The organism is Ktedonobacteraceae bacterium, assembly GCA_035653615.1.
In the GTDB taxonomy this organism is placed as follows: domain Bacteria; phylum Chloroflexota; class Ktedonobacteria; order Ktedonobacterales; family Ktedonobacteraceae; genus DASRBN01.
Window position 1 is genome coordinate 273,642 of sequence record DASRBN010000030.1, and the last position, 17,779, is coordinate 291,420.

The window sequence follows — 17,779 nt, forward strand, 5'->3', positions numbered from 1 at the left end:
ATACTTGAAATAGCTCATCATAGTCATCAGGAAAAGCACGAGTGCGAACCATGGCACTCGCAACAGGAGACACAACTTGCTCGAAGACGTACAATTGTTCACCACTTCGGACCTACAGCGATTGCACCACCTCGCATCGGATCGTGTCGTCGTGCTGAATGGAGATATTGGACCGCTCACTATTGAACAAGAAGAGGCTCTCTGTGCATTCATCGCGCAGGGAGGTGGGCTGGTGTGTGTAGGTGATGCGGCAGAAGCTTACCATGAAAACCCGCTACTGGGCGAGGTATTAGGCCATATTCATGGGTTCTGCACGCCGCGTACCGAGATTATTGCTCGCGTAGCCACATCCGATCACTACCTGACCCGTCGTTTTGACCCATCCTTCACCGTATTTGAAGCAGTCTACATGCTGGATAGTGTTCCGCCGGATGCCGAGATTCTCTGGCGTAGCTCCTGGCACTATGCGACACACGTCCTGGCCTATGCCCGTACATATGGCCGGGGACGTGTTTTTTGCACCACGCTGGGCAGCGCTCGTGAAACGCAGGAACTGCCAATTTTCCAGCAGATGCTTAACCGGGCGATGCGTTATGCCTCTGGCGTGGAGACGGAGGAGCAGGTCAAACGCGTAGCGATGATCGGCTACGGCGCGATTGGCTTCGAACACGGCACCGCCATCAGCGAAGTACCAGGATTAGCATATACCCTGATCTGTGATCGCAATGAGGAGCGTTTAGAGGCAGCGCGAAAGGCTTTTCCGGGCGTGAGTACCTGCACCGATCTATCCCAGGTGGCGGCAGACCCCAGTATCGATGTGGTCATCATTTCCACGCCGCCCAATACACACGCCGAAATATCCATGCAGATGCTACGAGCGGGCAAGCATGTGGTTTCAGAAAAGCCATTTTGTTTAACAACGTCCGAGGCCGATGCAATGATTCAACTGGCGCAGGAGAAGCAGCTGGCTCTGACAGTGTACCAGTGCCGGCGCTGGGACCCGGACTACCTGGCAATTCAGAAGGTACTCAAGCAGGGAACGATTGGCCCCGTGTTTCACATGGAAACATTCATCGGTGGCTATGCCCATCCTTGTGATTACTGGCATTCACACGAGCCGATCTCTGGCGGCGTGTTCTATGATTGGGGGTCGCATTACCTGGACTGGATTCTGCAGCTGATTCCTGATAACGTGGTGAGCGTGCGTGGCATCGAACACAAGCGTGTCTGGCACGATATCACTAATGCAGACCATTCGGTCGTCTACCTGCGCTTTGCGGGTGGGCAGGAAGCGGAATTTATGCACTCGGATATCGCAGCTGCGATGAAGCCGAAGTGGTATATCCTGGGCGAACGGGGAGCGATTGTAGGACACTGGCGGCAGGAAATCGTGAAAACACGACGCTGGTCCGGTGATCTGATCGAAGAGCGACTGGCGCCATCGGAGGCGTTACCTGAAGTGTTTGTCTATACCCGTGAAACGAGCGGAGCAATCCACGAGCAGCGCCTGATGTTGTCCGAAGCGCCCCGTTATGCCTTTCATCGCAACCTGGCAAACCACCTGCATTGTGGTGAGCCGCTGGCCGTGCTGCCAGAAGAATCGCGCCGCAATATTGCGGTAATGGAGGCGGCCAAGAGGTCAGCTGAGCGCGGCGGGGAGACAATTGCCCTGGAGTGCTAACCCTTCGCTTACTTGTTCGATCTTCATTTTTTCGTTAAGCTATGGTAAGAGATCTGTAGGGACAGCGACTCGTCCTTGTCCTGGTGCAGTTGATATAAAAGGGAAGTGTGTGCCGTAGAAGTAACGTTCGATGTAGAAGTAGGATGATGTTCTTCGTTGCGATAAGCCTCAAGATGGGTCCTAATCATTAGGAGGTAGATTATGGCACTTGAGTTACCCTTGTTCCCGCTGAATGTTGTACTCTTCCCCGGTGCAGAACTTCCCTTGCATATCTTCGAGCCGCGCTATCGACAGATGATTAACGAGTGCTACGAAAAGGCAAAACCCTTTGGAGTAGTGCTGGTGCAGCCGGAGAGTACGCTTTACGAGGAGGAGCCGTATACTGTCGGCACGATGGCCGAGATAGAGGCCCTTGATCGATTACAGGATGGGCGCATGAACCTCATTGCTAAAGGTACGCAGCGCTTCCGTATCCTGAGGCAGCACCGCGAGAAGCCCTATCTTTCAGGGATCGTAGAACTCTATAGAGATGTGGCCGAACCGGAGCAAACATTGCTCAGATATGCTAACTATGCGCGCAATCTTTTCGAATCCTACCTGCAAATTTTGCTTGAAGTGGTTGGTAAGGAGGATATAGAGTTCAATCTTCCTGCCGAGCCAGAAGAGCTTTCGCATTTCATTGCCTACTTTCTTGATGTGCAGGATGAGCAAAAGCAGCGCTTCCTGGAATTGACTTCGACAGTGCAGCGTTTACAAGAGGAAGTACATGTTTTGCGCAAAGAGGTAGCATTCATGCGTGAGATACTGACCATGAGCAACCGCTTCCATACTGATGCTCCCGATCGCAGCATGTTAAATTGAAGCTGTCTCTATTACGCCATCAGATTTCGATCAATTGCAACTCCTTGAGCCTCTGGAGTGACATGTAGACTTCGGTCAGAGAACGCCGTGTAAGCTGGATCAAATCGGCAACTGTGCGCTTATCGTTGATGAGAAGGAAGATGGTTCGATCATAGCGGGTAAGGTTCGTGATTGGGTAGTTCCTTGCCTGTTTGGTGAGAAAGGGGATATGTTTTTCAGGCCCGGCGCTGGCGAGATCGTTCGCCCCTGGAGCCTCTGCTGGCGGCTGTTTAGCGATATCTGAAGAGGGAACGGTGTATGCAATGCCATCCTCATGCACGCTCTGTGTGTAGGGGCTCTCTTCTGGCAGTGGTTTTCTAGTGATAGAACTGGTTGGCATGCTCGCCCGGATAGCGGGAATTGGCCGTGTTATTGAGGATGATGGAATTTGAGCATGAGCCTGTGGATTCTGGTTGCCAGACGGGGTATTTCTGGGAGGTGGTAACTGCCGTTGAGCTTCTTTGGCATAAAATATAAAATGAATCTCGCCCCAACCATTCATCCACCTCAAGATAGATTCGTTCGCATCATCCTCGTAGGTTCCCCAACGCACCCGCACAGGCTGGCCATGCACGATAGCCAGACTCGCTTCTTCTTTACGCGTGCTGCTGGCCCGTCGCACTATGAGTACCCCCGTGAGCCGGTACATCATCAGGTGCCTGATGACAGCTGCCAGTGAGGGTGCAGAATAGATATGGGCCATGGCTTAGGACTCCTCGTCTAGTGTATTTGCACTTGACGTTTTCGGTTTTGGCACCTATACTACTCCCATCAGAGGCGGCAGGGGCCATATCGTTTTCCTTAGCCCGTATAGGGGATTGAAACCTGATTACATCCTGCAACAGACTTGCCGCCCCATATTACCTGAATATGATACACAAGTATATCCTACTGAATTGTATGCATCTACTGCCCATCTGTCAAGAACCGGCTGCTTGAAGATGACTCTTGGGTAATTGCAAAATTAGCTCTGCTCCTCTTCGGAGAGGCTATACATCCCTGGCTCAAGAACATCGGGTCTGTAAATCTCAGTTTCCTCTTCGTTCGGGTCTATAAGTCCTACAGTGTAGGTATCGGAGAGATAGCCCTCTTTAGCAAGCGCCGAAAGCGCCGGAAACAGCGTTGTGAGCGTCTGTTTGAAGTGTTCGGTATCCGTACAACTCCATTCCAGGCCTATATCTGTTCCTGCCTTACTGCTTGCCGGTGTGTATATCTCAACAATGCAAGCGTAGTTTTTGCTCCCATCATCGGAAACGATAATTTTAGGATTAAAGGTCATCGTTCCGCTCCGTTTGCCTTGATTCATCATGCTTTTACCTGCCGTGGCATTGAGTCGCTGTACAACTTTGAAGACTTCCGCGAACATCAGTTCACCTGCCGCGCGATCATTGATAGGTTTTTGAGGAGTTGCCATAGTTTGAATATCCTTTCTCTGTGACATATTTACTTTCTACTTCATATCACATGCAAGCAAACCGGAGCGCAGGTGTAGGGAATTCTCCCTAGACAGGGGTTCGGCCTGGTTGGCTCGCACACCTATGCCCAAACGGGAACCTATACCGTGACCCTGCTGGTAAGCGATCAGGGCGGTAGCCAGGTAAGCAAAACGGTGAGCGTCACTGTCAACTAATGCAAGACCTGGCAGATCGCCATCCGGCCTTTCCATAGAAATGCAGGGTGGCGTCTGCCAGGAGCGAACAGCAGAGCGACATGGAGAAACTATAGAGAAGTGTACACCAGAGGTCATATTGCTGCCGCGTGAAAGAGGATATACTATGGAAGTTGAACAAATGCGATGGGCGCCAGGCAACGGCTGGGAACGTACTCTACAATGAAACGGCAAGCAAAACGATTCAGCCGCTGAAATGTAGAGGCACTCCTTGCGGTGTCATTAGCATACATACATGCGACCTACAGGAGAAAAACGATGGGAATCAGCAACGATGGCCTGTCCTACTGGCAGGCCGAAAGCGGGGGAATTGATCTTCTTGACATGACGATTGGGGATCTGCTTGATCGTCGCGCAAACGAGCATCCTTCGCAGGAGGCGGTCGTCTTTTCGTGTCAAACTGGATTTGAGGGAAGCTCTGAGCTACGCTGGACTTACCAGGAGTACCGCGAACGAGCTAACCAGGTCGCTCGCGGCCTGATGGCCCTGGGACTGGACAAAGGCGAGCATATCGCGGTATGGGCTACCAACCTGCCCGAATGGCTCTTACTGGAAATGGGCGCAGCCAAAGCGGGCCTTGTGTTGGTCACGATCAATCCCGCCTACCGGGCGCAGGAACTGGAGTACGTACTCAAGCAAGGTGATGTGTGTGCGCTCTTCTTGATGGCAAGCGTGCGCGACCATAATTGCCTGGCGACACTGCGCGCACTGGTGACTCCTGGTGAGCAGAACGGCCAGGTGAGTAGCACGCGCTTGCCCATGCTGCGTTCGGTCTGCCTGCTCGGTCCAACCCCAGAAGATGCATTCGGTCAGGAGAAGTGGCGTCCACTTCTCTTTGAGGAGATGGTTGCTGCCGGTTCGCAGATCGACGAGGATGTACTGCGTGCGCGGCAGGTCTCAGTTAATCCGCGGGACGCGGCTCAGATTCAGTATACCTCTGGCACGACCGGTTTCCCCAAGGGTGCGATGCTGCGGCACCACAGCATTCTCAATAATGCCATGATCGTGGCGCGAGAGTGGGGGCTTGACCAGGGTGATCGCTATTGTAATCCCATGCCTTTCTTTCATACCGGTGGTTGCGTCATCAGTGTGTTGGGACCACTGGCGGCTGGCGCAGTTGTGCATCCCCTGCTGTCCTTCCATCCCCTGACTGCATTACAGGTCATCAGTCGCGAACGCTGCACAACCCTGCTTGCCGTTCCTACTATGCTGCTCGCCATGTTGCAACATCCTGACTTTGAGCGGTACGATCTCTCCTCGCTTGTGCGGATCGGTACGGGTGGCGCGTCTGTGCCCGTTTCCCTGATCGAACAGGTGACTGAGCGCATAGGGGCCAGCGTCTGTAACTTCTATGGCCAGACCGAGGCGAGTCCGTTTATTACCAAAACGTTACCGGATGATCCGTTTGAATTGCAAGCCACGACGGTCGGTCTACCGCTGCCACATAGCGAGGTCAAGCTGGTCAGTCCGGCGAACGGCGGAACTGTACCGCTTGGAGCGCGCGGCGAATGCTGCTGCCGGGGTTACCAAGTCATGGCCGGTTACTACCAGATGTCGGAGCAGACCAGGGCGGCCATTGATAGCGAGGGCTGGCTGCATACGGGTGACCTGGCGACCATGGATGCCCGCGGCTACCTCAGCATCGTGGGGCGCCTCAAAGAGATGGTCATTCGCGGCGGCGAAAATATCTTTCCGCGCGAAATCGAGGAGTTTTTGCTGCGCCATCCCCAGGTAGGCGAGGTCTATGTCGTCGGTGTGCCTGACGCCTTCTTTGGCGAGGAGCTACTGGCCGTGGTGCGTCTCAAGGAAGGAGTAGCAGTCACGGAGCAAGATCTGCGTGCCTTCTGTAAAGGGCAGATCAGCCACCAGAAGGTGCCGCGCTACTTCCAGTTCGTGGACGCCTTCCCAATGACGGCCAGCGGAAAGGTGCAAAAATTCATCCTGCGCGAGCGGGCTATTCAGGCCCTGGGATTGCAAGAGGTCGCAAACAACACAAAGGCATAGCGATAGACTGATATTGAAAGGGACAGGTGATGCGATGTCAACACTAGAACTAGAGACGATGCGTTGTGAAGTCAATGGCCTGCTGGCAAGGCTACGACTCAATCGACCGGAGGTACTCAATGCTGCCAACCGTGCCTGGGTTCAGGACCTGGTCACGGTGACCGATTTTTTGACCCACGATGTCCAGGCGCGGGTGGTGCTAGTGAGTGGAGAAGGGCGGGCCTTTAGCAGTGGGATGGATACGAAAGAACTGGCCCGCGAAAACATCACGATCGATTGGTTCGAGACCTGGGAGCGCGGCGTGACGGCACTGGCCGAACTGAATGCCATCACTATAGCAGCCATTCAGGGCTATTGCCTGGGCGGCGGGCTACAACTGGCGCTGGCGTGTGACCTGCGTATTGCCAGCAGCGATGCTATTTTCAGTATTCCTGCCGTTAAAGAGGGTGTAGCGGCCTACATTGCCACAGTGCGCTTAGCTCGATTGATTGGGGCAGCCGCTGCCAAAGAGCTGTGCCTGCTGGGTCGCCGTTTTAGCGCCGAGGAAGCCCGGGCGCTACGACTTGTCACGGAAGTGGTTCCTCTCACCATGCTGGAAGAACGGGCGCTTGCTATGGCGCAAGAACTGCTCAGCATTCCTTTCCCGGCACTTCTCTATACCAAACGCCAGATCGATCGCGCGTTTAGCCAGGATATCGCACTGTTTCAGCACGAGATGACTGCTGTATATGAGGACTGCCTGCGTTCAACCGAACATGCCGCTGTTAAGGCGGAACTAAAGGCGCGTGAGAAAACCCCATAGCCATTTAGTAGAAAGGGGCACTTGTTATCATGCCAGCAAACATTTTTGTATTGCTACACAAGATATCCGCTTCCATATAGAACTTTCTTCCTATATTCCTATTCCGTTTTCCTGTTCCAACTATGGGTAACTCCAGGTTCAATTGATACGATTGTGAGACTGGTAACGCATCCTGATACAGGGATATCTCCTTGCCCGGAGTATTCTCATGCGTGGTATATTGGACATTGGAAGCGGTGATTTCAGACATCTCGCTTCATAATTTAAATTAATGTATATAACAATAATGATTGCCAACAGTAGAAAATACTTTTGGCTCAAGGAGAGACAACCTATGAGCAAATTTATACCAGGGCGCCAGTTGGATAATAATCCTGGCGATCTCAGCGTTCTTGATACCCGGCCTATGCCTCGTGTAGTTCAGGGCTTGAGGAAGGTTCCGGAAATTACGATCTATTTCTGGATCATCAAATTGTTGACTACCGCCATGGGCGAATCAACCTCTGATTATCTGGTTCATGCAATCGATCCGGTGATTGCTGTGGGACTCGGAGGTATTGGCCTGCTGATCGCTCTGATACTACAGTTCTACGTGCGTCGATATGTCGCATGGATCTACTGGTTAGCGGCTCTTATGGTCGCTGTATTCGGCACCATGGCTGCCGACGCTGTGCATATTGTGCTGGGAGTGCCATATGTAGTCTCGACTGTTTTCTTTGCGATTGTACTGGCCATTATCTTCGTTGTCTGGTATAGGAGCGAGAAAACGTTGTCCATCCACAGCATCACTACGCGCCGCCGCGAGCTGTTTTACTGGGCTGCGATCATGGCGACCTTCGCGCTGGGTACCGCTACCGGTGATTTGACTGCCTTTACTTTCAACCTGGGCTTCTTCCCTTCAGCCGTGCTGTTTATGATAGTGATCGCTATACCCGCGATTGGCTACTTTCTGTTCGGCCTGAACGAGATTTTTGCTTTCTGGTTTGCCTATATCATCACGCGCCCGCTCGGCGCTTCATTTGCCGACTGGTTTGGGAAACCGCGCGACGTGCGTGGGCTTGGCCTGGGCGATGGAGTGGTTAGTGTAGTGCTTGCAATTTTGATCATCATCTTTGTAGGCTACCTGACAGTCACTCGTAAGGATATAAAAAGCGACCAGCAATAGCCTCCCATAGCATGGTATAATCTAATCCATAAATTACAGCATGGTTGATAAATAGTGACTTGCACGGGGGAGTTGTTTTATGAAAAACACCTATGCAGCGGCATTAGTGTTCATGGCCATCATTGTACCCATCCCTCTACTCGCAGCGTTCGTTACAGCCATCTCTTATATCATCCTGGGCCAGCAATTCGGTTCGACTACCTGGCTCAACTGGGTAGCATTAGTATCTGGCCTGGGCATAACGCTCCTTGTCTGGCTTATCGCTGCTATCTTCTGTAGAAGGCGTGCCACGGCTCAATATTCAAATAGAATCAGCTATGATGCGATTGTGCAGGAATTAACGCGACTGAAAATCAACTACGACCATATTGACATGAACAACGTCGATGAAGAGCTTGAGGGGAAAGAAATTGTCGAAGCTCTTGTAGCCGGTCAGGCCGTTGAAGTTGTCGATGCTGTGAATGCTGGAGAAACGGCCATAGTTGCACCTGCCGTTGGATCTGCTGGAGTTGCCAGGGCGAACGGAGCGACCGAATCTCCGCAACAGAATAGTGACAACGCGGCGCTTGAGAGGGCCTATGCCGATCTGTATGGTGAGCAGGATGACGATAGTATTGAGGGCCAATTAAAAAAGAATGGCATACAATGGGTACTTGGCAGTGGCTACATCGACATATGGAACAGGCTCCAGGCCGCCGATCAAGAAATGATTGCCGTGCTTCCCAAAGAGACGCTTGTGGCCGATGCAGACTATGATCTGCTGCGCCTGGATGGCTCAACCATTCCCAATAGCCAGCACTGGATTGACGTTATCAATAAGGCAAAAGCAACGCTTGAAAGGGTCGATAAGCAAAAAAAGGCGCAAAAAAAGCCTGCTGACCATACCCAGCAAGTTGCGTCAGAGCAACAACTATTGGGGCAGGCGTTGCTGGATTTGATCAAGGCTACCGTTTCCTCGTCCAAATTGCCACTGGACGATGCCAATATTCCCACAAGTTTGGGGCCGGCGCTCTTCTCACTCCTCAAAAACGCTTTTACGGACCCACAGCCAGAAGTGCAAGAGACTGAGGCACAGGCGCGGGAAGGTCTCCGCCAGGCGCGCATCGCCATCAACTCGTATATTACGAATCGCTGGGCCGGGTTGATAGAGTCCCGTAACCGGCTCATGGGAAGCTCGTTTTTCGCCTCGACCTTCATTTTGATCTTATTTGTTATCGCCATTCTTGGTAATGCGCCGGCGTCATCGCTACTTGCCGGCCTGGTCTTCTTTTTTGTCGGCGCAGTGGCAGGACTTTTTCCACGCCTTACCCCCCAGATGGTTGTGAGTCGTCAACCTTCTGGGAATAATAAATTGTCTTCCAAAGCTAACAATGCATCTGGTAGTGCCGGTGCCCACTCGGCTAAAGCTGCCGGTCAGTCCAACGGCGCCAGGGCCAATGGCAATGGAAAATCAGCGGCTCAAAATGGAAGTGCGCGTTCGAACGGCTCATCGAGCGATGACAGGCCGCCAAGCGATGATTATGGACTGACCATAGCAAGGGTTCTAGTCACCCCCGTTTTCTCCGGCCTTGCGGCTCTGATTGGTGTGGTGCTGGCCAGTATGCTTTCAATTGCGCTCGTTTCCCTCACACCTGTGCAATCAAGCAATAATGCGGTGACCCCAACCCGTTCGGCTGTTGTCGCTACCGCTACTCCGACAGCAGCGTTGGGACCGGCTACGGCCCCGGTTAATCGTGTAGTTCCGAATTATCCCTCACTCGATCAGGTATACAGCCTCACTACGAACGTGCAGGGAGTGATTTTCGCGGCGATCTTTGGCTTTTTACCAAGTCTTGTGATAAACGCGCTGCAAAAGGAGGCAGCACTGATCATGGGCCAGTTGAAGAGTACCGATCCGGGCGAGGATGGTCACGGCTGATACATCCAATAATTTCCGTAAGTTCACGTTTTGGCCTTTATACCGCTTTAAGTTGCTAAGACCCCATTGAAAAATCGTTGCAATCGTCGTTCTTAGTAGGAAGTCGATGAAGAGTGAGTTCCATCGAACTTGCTGATTCTGATCGTCCAATATTAAGAGTGTGAAAAAGGGGTCTTTTTATGAGTATGCCGGGGTATCCATCGGGCCGCTCTGCCAGTCCTGCTATAAGAGGTCGCGTTCTCTCTTTCATCGCAGTATTACTTATCATCGTGCAAATTATCTTCTCGGTGATAACCTACTTTCTTTTTCCTGGCATAGTACCTTCTCATTGGAATGCAGCCGGGCAAGTCGATAGCTCTATACCAAAATTGGGCTTTATACTTATATTCCTGGGCATCAGTCTTGGAATGTATATCCTGTTGCAACTCATTAAGGCCTTAACCATGCTGGACAACGACCCGCAAAAAAGGCAGGCAGCAGCTCTCATTCTTGGTCTCATCAGCATCTTTGTGGTACTTGTTGGGCTGGTTACTCAAGTTATCACAACATCGGTAATCCTTCACTGGTAATAGCCTGTTAAAGGTCGCTGGCTACTCCTTTGACAAGATATGCCAGCGTCCTCATATCCCCTACCATAAAGGTCTCTTTCACTCGACTGGGGCGTCCCCAGCCCTGTCGATTCACCCACACCGTCGTGTATCCCAGCTTCTTTGCAGGCACAATATCGTACTTGAAGCCGAATCCGGCGTGCCATATCTCCTTTACCTTCAATCCTAATCGTTCCCTCGCCAACAGAAAACCCTCGTAGGCCGGCTTATAAGCTTTTGCCTGCTCTGCTGTGATGATATCATCGAACTTGACCCCGATGGTTTGTTCTGTCTGCGCGATAATCTCATCATCTGTATTCGTAATCAGCACAACTTTGACCAGTTTCTGTAGCTCGATGATTGCCTCTCTCGTATCGGGAAATGGTTTCCAATAGCCCATTGATTCGACGAACTCGTCGACTTCTTCCGGGCTGGTGGGGATAGAGTATTGCGCGAATGTCATTCGTAATGTATCGGCCAGCACCTGGCGGTAGGGGCGATATTTCTCTTGAATATAACGAAACTGGATTTCCTCCCAGTCCTCCTGTAGCGTTCGCGGGCTGACAGTGCCATATCCTTTCATACTCAGACTCTCGGCGAAAAACTGCTGAATACCTTTTTCCCAATCGATCAGCGTGCCGTAGCAATCGAAGGTGATGGCTTTGGGAAGTGCAATCATTGAGAACCTCCAGACCTCAAGAAATGTGTGTTGAACAAAACGTCGAATACTGATATACTACACCATACCAACGAAGCAGGATGGGCGTATTGCATAGCTTTTCAGCCTGAAATAGCATAAATACCCTTTAATTTGCGTGGGGTTGCAGATGATTCGTTTCGCTACCTGTTATTTGCACGGATCGAATCATCGCTCGCGTGCTCCTAATCATCTTCCTGAGCGTAGTCGGATGCGACAAAACGCAATAGGCTTAGAGAAGATGGATAGGTGCTAAGATTATCAGGAGGATAGAAGGTTTTATGAAGGTCTATACCGCGGAACACATTCGCAATGTCGCATTGATTTCCCATGTTGGAGCAGGCAAAACGTCTCTGGTGGATGCAGCTCTCTACGATAGCAGCGCTGTCACACGACAGGGTAAGGTAGATGAGGGCACCTCGATCTCCGATTACGACCCTGATGAATTAAAACGCCACATGTCGCTGAATGCCAAAGTTCTCCCCGTTGAATGGAAGAATACCAAGATTAATTTTATCGATACCCCAGGCTATGCTGATTTTGTGGGTGAGGTGAAGGCTGGGCTGCGTGTAGCCGATGCAGCGCTGGTCGTTGTGACGGCTGAAAAAGGCGTGGAGGTTGGCACCGAACTGACCTGGCAATATGCAGATGAGCGCAAATTGCCACGCATGGTCTTCGTCAACAAACTTGATCGTGAGAATACCTCGTTCGATAATGCCCTGGAGTCGCTGCGCAAACAATTCGGCCTCAAGGTCGTTCCCCTGCAGCTTCCCATCGGCGAACAATCCGCCTTTCGAGGCGTCGTCGACCTCGTATCTCAGAAGGCATATACCTTTGAGGGCGGCAACAAGGTACAGGAGATTCCCGTTCCTGCCGAATTGAAAGATCGCATCAGCACCTATCGCGAACAACTGATTGAGTCAGCCGTTGAAAGCGATGACGCGGTGATGGAGAAGTTTCTTGAGGGTGAAGAGCTGAGTGACGAAGAGATACTCTCCGTGATCAAACAGGGAACGCGTACCGGCCAGCTGATTCCGGTGTTATGCGGAGCTGGCAGCAAAAATATCGGCGTGCAGACGCTGCTCGATGCCATCGTCGACTACCTGCCGAGCGCGGCGGAAGCGCTACCTGAAGATGCGAAGGCTTTCGGCGATAATCTCTCGTTGTTCGTCTTCAAGACCGCGGCTGCGCAGGTGGGTATAATCAGCACATTCAGGGTCTACTCTGGAACACTGAAGCCCGATAGTCATGTGTATAACGTCCAGACAAAAGCAGATGAGCGCATAGGGCAGTTGATTATTCCACGCGGCAAGATGCAGGATACGGCAACGGAACTTCCTGCCGGCGATATTGGCGCGGCAGCAAAGTTCTCCAATACGCATACGGGCGATACTCTTGCCGGCAGCAAGGATATTAGCGAGGCACTGGCCCCGATTAACTTTCCGGAGCCGTGTTATACTGTGGCTGTCTTCCCCAAGAGCCAGGCTGACCTCGATAAGATGAGCAATGCCCTGGCGCGAGTCGTTGAAGAAGATCGCACGCTGCGTGTCACGCGTGATCCAGAAACGGCGGAAGTGCTGCTTTCCGGTATGGGTGAGTCGCATATTCAGATCACTATCGAAGGTATCAAGCGCAAGTACGGCGTTGATCTTGAAGCGCGCGATCCACGCATCTCCTATCGTGAGACTATTCGTAAGAAGGCGCGTGCTAATGGGCGCCATAAGCGTCAAAGTGGTGGCCATGGGCAGTTCGGCGATGTATGGCTGGAGATTGAGCCACTGCCGATGGATAGCGAGGAAACCTTCGTCTTCGAAGACAAAATTGTTGGCGGTGTGGTGCCAGGCCAGTATATTCCGGGTGTTGAAAAAGGCGTGCGCGACTCGCTGAAGCGCGGTTTCATCTCCGGCAATCCAATGGTGTATGTCAAGGTGGCCCTGGTCGATGGCAAATATCACCCGGTTGACTCTTCCGCGCAATCCTTCGAAATTGCTGCTTCGCTCGGTATGCAAGAAGCTGTGCCGCTGGCCAGCCCTACCATTCTGGAACCCATTATGACGGTCACTATAACGGTGCCCGAGGGCAACATGGGTGACGTGATGAGCGATATCAACACCAAACGCGGGCGAGTTCTTGGTATGGCTTCCCTTGGAAACGGTATGCAGCAGATTACTGCCAACGTGCCGCAAGCCGAGATGCTGCATTATGCCACCGACCTGCGTTCTATCACGCAGGGGCGCGGCTCGTTCAAGATGGAGTTCTATCAATACGAAGAGGTGCCTGCCAACATACAGCAGGAGATTATTGCCCAGTATAAGAAGTCTCAGTCTGAAAAGTAAGCGGAAAAGGGCGGCCACAAGGGTGCGCCCCTACCCTACACGAGCTTATCAAGCCACTATGTGTAGGGTAGGGGCGCACCCTTGTGGCCGCCCTCCCATCATGGTAAGGGCGTACCACGTGCTGGACCAATCCGCACCCTACCGGTCGCCCTGGTTCCTCTTCCATCGCCTTTTGTTAAGAATTCAATAATGCATCCCAGTGTTCATGAGCCTGCCGAAGCAGCCTCTTCCGGCGCTACATTAATACCTGTTCGCTGCGGGAAAAATGGGCGCAGGATGAGGAAGATGATGATGCTCACTACTGCCCCAAGCAAGTAGCCCAGGCTGGTGCTGGCAAAGATGCCGGTTGCCAGTGGGCCTGTGAAGAAAGAGGATTGCGTAAAGAGCAAACCTACGACGACTCCAACCAGCCAGGCGATACAGGCGGGAATATTGAATCCGCCAGTATAGTAGTAGATGCTGTTGGGACTCAGGTCGACCAGGCTCCGGCTATCATAGCTGCGTCGCCAGATCATATCGACCAGGAAGATCGCGGCCCATACGGTCAAACCGTCGGCCAGTACCAGTAAGAAACTGGTCAGCGCGCCCTGGAAATCATTGCGGATAAGCAACACATAGATGGAGCCTGCGACCATCAGCACGCCATCGATCAGCACAGCATACTGGCGCTTGAGACGGACTCCCATAGCGAGCAGATTCAGGCCGGAAGAATAAATGTCGAGGGCAGCTCCGGCCAGCAGGCCACCAATAGCCGTCAGTAGGTAAGGAACAGCAAGCCAGGCCGGTAGAGCCTCTCGAATGGGTGCCAGCGGGTCGGAAGCCGTCAGCACGTTGGGTTTGAACGAGGCCAGCAGGACACCTACAATCATCAGGATATAGAGGGGGAAAGTACCGCCAAAGACGGTCCAGAATGTAATAGCACGCCCGGAGCTGCGACGCGGCAGATAGCGGGCGTAATCCGCGCCGGAGTTAATCCAGCCGATTCCGGTACCGGCCATGATAATGACAAAAGCAGTGATGACTCCAGTATCCCATGCTGTTGGGGGCTGGCTCACGAGCTTAGCCCAGTTGGTCTGCGGCAACAGAAAAGCGATGATGACAATGGTTAGCAGACCAAAGACCCAGGTTGCGGCGCGTTGAATCCAGACCAACGTGGCGTGTCCCCAGTATCCGCAGGTCACTACCAGCGCCGCCAGGAACAGGATGCTGATAACCGTCCAGGCGGGATTCGCGGATACACCGAATACCTGCAAGAGTTCCAAAAAGGCGCCGGTAGAGGCGATGACCAGGATAGTTTCCCAGCCTACCAGGCTAATCCAGCTAATAAAGGTTGGGCCAAGATTGCCACGTGTGCCAAAAACTGCTCTCGAGAGAGTCAGCATGGGCGCGCCTCCCCAGACCCCCGGTAGGCTCAAGAGACCCACAAAGAGAAAAGAAACTCCGGTTGCCACCAATCCAACTATGAGACTCTGCCACAGGTTCAGGCCGTTACCCGTCAAATAGCCTGCGCCATAGACAATGCCCAGAATGCTCACGTTGCTGGCGAACCAAATCCAGAATAGTTCAAACGGGTGCCCATGACGCTGCTCCTGGCCGATAGGATTGATGCCATTCATCTCAATAGACCAGACTCGATCACTTTCTGGCTGTGTGATACTGCTCATTTGCTTGCACTCCTGTCTCGCTATGAATGACTGCCCAAAAGAGGATAGCAAGAAACAAAATACTGCCTGCATCAAGCAGCAACAATGCTCAGGAACAGATTATTCCTCTTGAGCTTGTTCTCAAAGAGGCAGCTAGCTCAATGGTAAATCTGCCTGCATCTCGCAAACGTTAAGGCAGGCAGCATGTCAGTTACCCATGCGACTCACCAAATGTATCGAGTGCCGAGTGGCCGTAGGCTCTATTGAGCATCTGATCGATGTTATAGCAGGCCGTAATCAATGAAAGATGGGTGAAAGCCTGCGGATAGTTGCCGAGAGCTTCTCCGGTGGGACCAATTTCTTCGGCATAGAGACCTACATGGTTGCTGTAAGTCATGATCTTTTCAAGGATTAAACGGGACTGATCCAGGCGACCGGCGCGAGCGAGGCTTTCCGCCAGCCAGAAACTACATGCCGTGAAGGTACCCTCGACGCTACCAAGCCCATCGGCAGCTGCCTTTTTAGGATTGTAGCGATGCACAAGCGAATCACTCGTCAATTCTTTTTCAATACGGTCGATGGTGGCCAGCATACGTGGATCAGTTGCGCCGGTAAAATTTGTCAGCACCATGAGAAGGGAACTGGCGTCGATGGCATCGCTGCCATAGTACTGAACAAAACTGTTCACTTTATCGTTCCATCCTGCGTACATGATCTGCTCGTAAATCTCCGCGCTTTTTTGCATCCAATCGGCCATAGGAGCCGGTAAACCACGGTGGCGCGTCAGGCGGAGTGCGCGGTCGAAAGCTACCCAGCTCATCAGGCGTGAATGGACGAAGCGTTTGGGGCCACCGCGTACTTCCCATATGCCTTCGTCGGGTTCCTGCCAGTGATCGCTCAACCATTCCAGCAGGCGGCGCAAATTTTGCCAGAGATCGTAGGAGATAGTGTCGTAACGGTTATAAATGTAGATCGCGTCCATCAACTCACCGTAGATATCAAGCTGGTTCTGTGTGTATGCTCCGTTGCCGATACGCACCGGCCTGCTGTGGCGATAGCCATCCAGGTGATCCAGCGTATATTCGGCCAGGTCGTGTTCGCCTTCGATTCCATACATGGGCTGTAGTGTGCCACTTTCGCCGAGTTCGTGGCAGCGGGCGTCGAGCCAGCCCATAAAGGCCTGTGCTTCCTCCGTAAATCCAAGCGTGAGCAGGCTATAGAGTGAGAATGATGCATCGCGTAGCCAGGTATAACGATAATCCCAGTTGCGTGCTCCGCCTATCGTCTCCGGCAGGCTGGTGGTTGGCGCGGCAACAATAGCTCCGGTCGGGGCATAGGTCAGCAATTTCAGGACGAGGGCAGAACGATGTACGGTTTCTCGCCAGCGGCCATGATACTTACATTGTGAGAGCCAGCGACGCCAGTATTTTATCGTACCCTGAAACGCTGCATCGTACTCACTGTGCGAGCAACGACGGGGTGTTAGATCATTGTCTTTTGCGCTTTCAAGGATGAAATATACTCTTTGATTCGCGTGTAATGTAAAATGAGCGCGTACCCCACCCTGACCATCTTCTTCAAGCGGTACAGAAGACGCTAATCCTAAAGATAGGCTTTTGCTATGGAAGATGGCTCCTTCTTTTGACAGGTGAACTTCATGGTCATCTCGCGCATAATTAAATGCTGGCCGGCAGGTCAAATCAAACGAGAGCGAACCGCGTACTACGGCGACCGAACGAATAATATGGTGTTGATGGCGCGAGCTGCCTTCGCGCTTGATGGGCATGAAATCCGTGATTTCTCCTACTCCGTCAACGGTCAGGAAGCGTGTGATGAGGATGTTTGTCTCCGGTAAATACAGTTGTTTGCGGCCCATGCCCGGCGTATCAGGTGGAGCGATACGGAAGAAGCCGCCTTTTTCCGCGTCGAGAATGGCCCCGAAGACGCTGGGGGAGTCGAAACGCGGTATGCAGCACCAGTCAATCGAGCCATTTTTCCCGACTAATGCAACCGTGTGCAGGTCGCCGATCAGCGCATAGTCCTCGATTGGCTGGTAGACTGATGAATGCTTTGGTGATTCTTCTACTTTTGCGTGGGTCTGTTTCTCATCTTCATGTTCTGTTTGTGCCATGTTTTTTCTCCGTCGTGAAATAGCAGTTTCTTTTCTTAGAAACACGCGCGACAGTGACTGATTGGAGATAGAAAGAGCGGTCGCACAATTATCTTATCAGACTCGGGTTACTGCTGTATAGTGTTGCGGAGGTGCTATAATAGGGGTTCAGACATATGCCTGGCATCAACGTCATCTCCTCTTAGAAGCTGGTTTCATTCGTAGTGAGGGATATGCACATTGTGTCAGTCATGGCACAGTAGAAAG

At 52.3% G+C, this 17,779-nt stretch carries 13 protein-coding genes; 8 read left to right on the plus strand and 5 right to left on the minus strand.

The annotated features are described in order from the left end of the window. Positions 1-76 precede the first annotated feature (76 nt). A complete protein-coding gene (locus VFA09_16215) occupies positions 77-1,681 on the plus strand; it encodes a Gfo/Idh/MocA family oxidoreductase (GenBank protein ID HZU68823.1) in 1,605 nt (534 codons plus the stop codon). A 201-nt stretch (positions 1,682-1,882) separates the two neighbouring features. Next, a complete protein-coding gene (locus tag VFA09_16220; protein ID HZU68824.1) occupies positions 1,883-2,542 on the plus strand; it encodes an LON peptidase substrate-binding domain-containing protein in 660 nt (219 codons plus the stop codon). Positions 2,543-2,561: 19 nt separating this feature from the next. Here the strand turns inward: VFA09_16220 and VFA09_16225 are convergent, their stop codons facing one another. Both VFA09_16225 and VFA09_16230 read right to left on the minus strand, forming a co-directional pair. After that, positions 2,562-3,284 (minus strand): hypothetical protein, encoded by a 723-nt coding sequence (locus VFA09_16225; protein HZU68825.1) that lies wholly within the window; start codon positions 3,282-3,284, stop codon positions 2,562-2,564. Between the two features lie 261 nt (positions 3,285-3,545). Then, positions 3,546-3,995 carry a hypothetical protein gene (locus tag VFA09_16230; GenBank protein HZU68826.1) on the minus strand — a complete coding sequence of 150 codons (450 nt, stop codon included), beginning with the start codon at positions 3,993-3,995 and terminating at the stop codon, positions 3,546-3,548. A gap of 513 nt (positions 3,996-4,508) precedes the next feature. Between VFA09_16230 and VFA09_16235 the strand changes: the two genes are divergently transcribed. From VFA09_16235 to VFA09_16255, 5 genes are all read left to right on the plus strand, one after another. Beyond that, positions 4,509-6,254, plus strand: coding sequence for an AMP-binding protein (locus tag VFA09_16235; GenBank protein ID HZU68827.1), 1,746 nt, complete (start codon positions 4,509-4,511; stop codon positions 6,252-6,254). Between the two features lie 34 nt (positions 6,255-6,288). After that, positions 6,289-7,056, plus strand: a complete 768-nt coding sequence (locus VFA09_16240) for an enoyl-CoA hydratase/isomerase family protein (protein ID HZU68828.1) — start codon at positions 6,289-6,291, stop codon at positions 7,054-7,056. 334 nt (positions 7,057-7,390) lie between these two features. Beyond that, positions 7,391-8,221, plus strand: coding sequence for a hypothetical protein (locus VFA09_16245; protein ID HZU68829.1), 831 nt, complete (start codon positions 7,391-7,393; stop codon positions 8,219-8,221). A gap of 79 nt (positions 8,222-8,300) precedes the next feature. Next, positions 8,301-10,139 (plus strand): hypothetical protein, encoded by a 1,839-nt coding sequence (locus VFA09_16250; GenBank protein HZU68830.1) that lies wholly within the window; start codon positions 8,301-8,303, stop codon positions 10,137-10,139. A gap of 179 nt (positions 10,140-10,318) precedes the next feature. Beyond that, positions 10,319-10,708 carry a DUF1648 domain-containing protein gene (locus VFA09_16255; GenBank protein HZU68831.1) on the plus strand — a complete coding sequence of 130 codons (390 nt, stop codon included), beginning with the start codon at positions 10,319-10,321 and terminating at the stop codon, positions 10,706-10,708. A gap of 7 nt (positions 10,709-10,715) precedes the next feature. On the opposite strand, the gene VFA09_16260 is transcribed toward VFA09_16255, so the two are convergent. Further along, entirely contained in the window at positions 10,716-11,405 is a 690-nt protein-coding gene (locus VFA09_16260; GenBank protein ID HZU68832.1) for a haloacid dehalogenase type II, read from the minus strand. A 299-nt stretch (positions 11,406-11,704) separates the two neighbouring features. Here VFA09_16260 and fusA point away from each other — a divergent pair, with 299 nt between their 5' ends. Then, positions 11,705-13,759, plus strand: a complete 2,055-nt coding sequence (gene fusA, locus VFA09_16265) for an elongation factor G (protein ID HZU68833.1) — start codon at positions 11,705-11,707, stop codon at positions 13,757-13,759. Positions 13,760-13,962: 203 nt separating this feature from the next. Here the strand turns inward: fusA and VFA09_16270 are convergent, their stop codons facing one another. Together VFA09_16270 and VFA09_16275 are read right to left on the minus strand one after the other, a co-directional pair. Next, positions 13,963-15,423 (minus strand): cytosine permease, encoded by a 1,461-nt coding sequence (locus VFA09_16270; protein ID HZU68834.1) that lies wholly within the window; start codon positions 15,421-15,423, stop codon positions 13,963-13,965. A gap of 190 nt (positions 15,424-15,613) precedes the next feature. Continuing rightward, positions 15,614-17,533, minus strand: a complete 1,920-nt coding sequence (locus tag VFA09_16275; protein HZU68835.1) for a glycoside hydrolase family 15 protein — start codon at positions 17,531-17,533, stop codon at positions 15,614-15,616. Positions 17,534-17,779 lie beyond the last annotated feature (246 nt).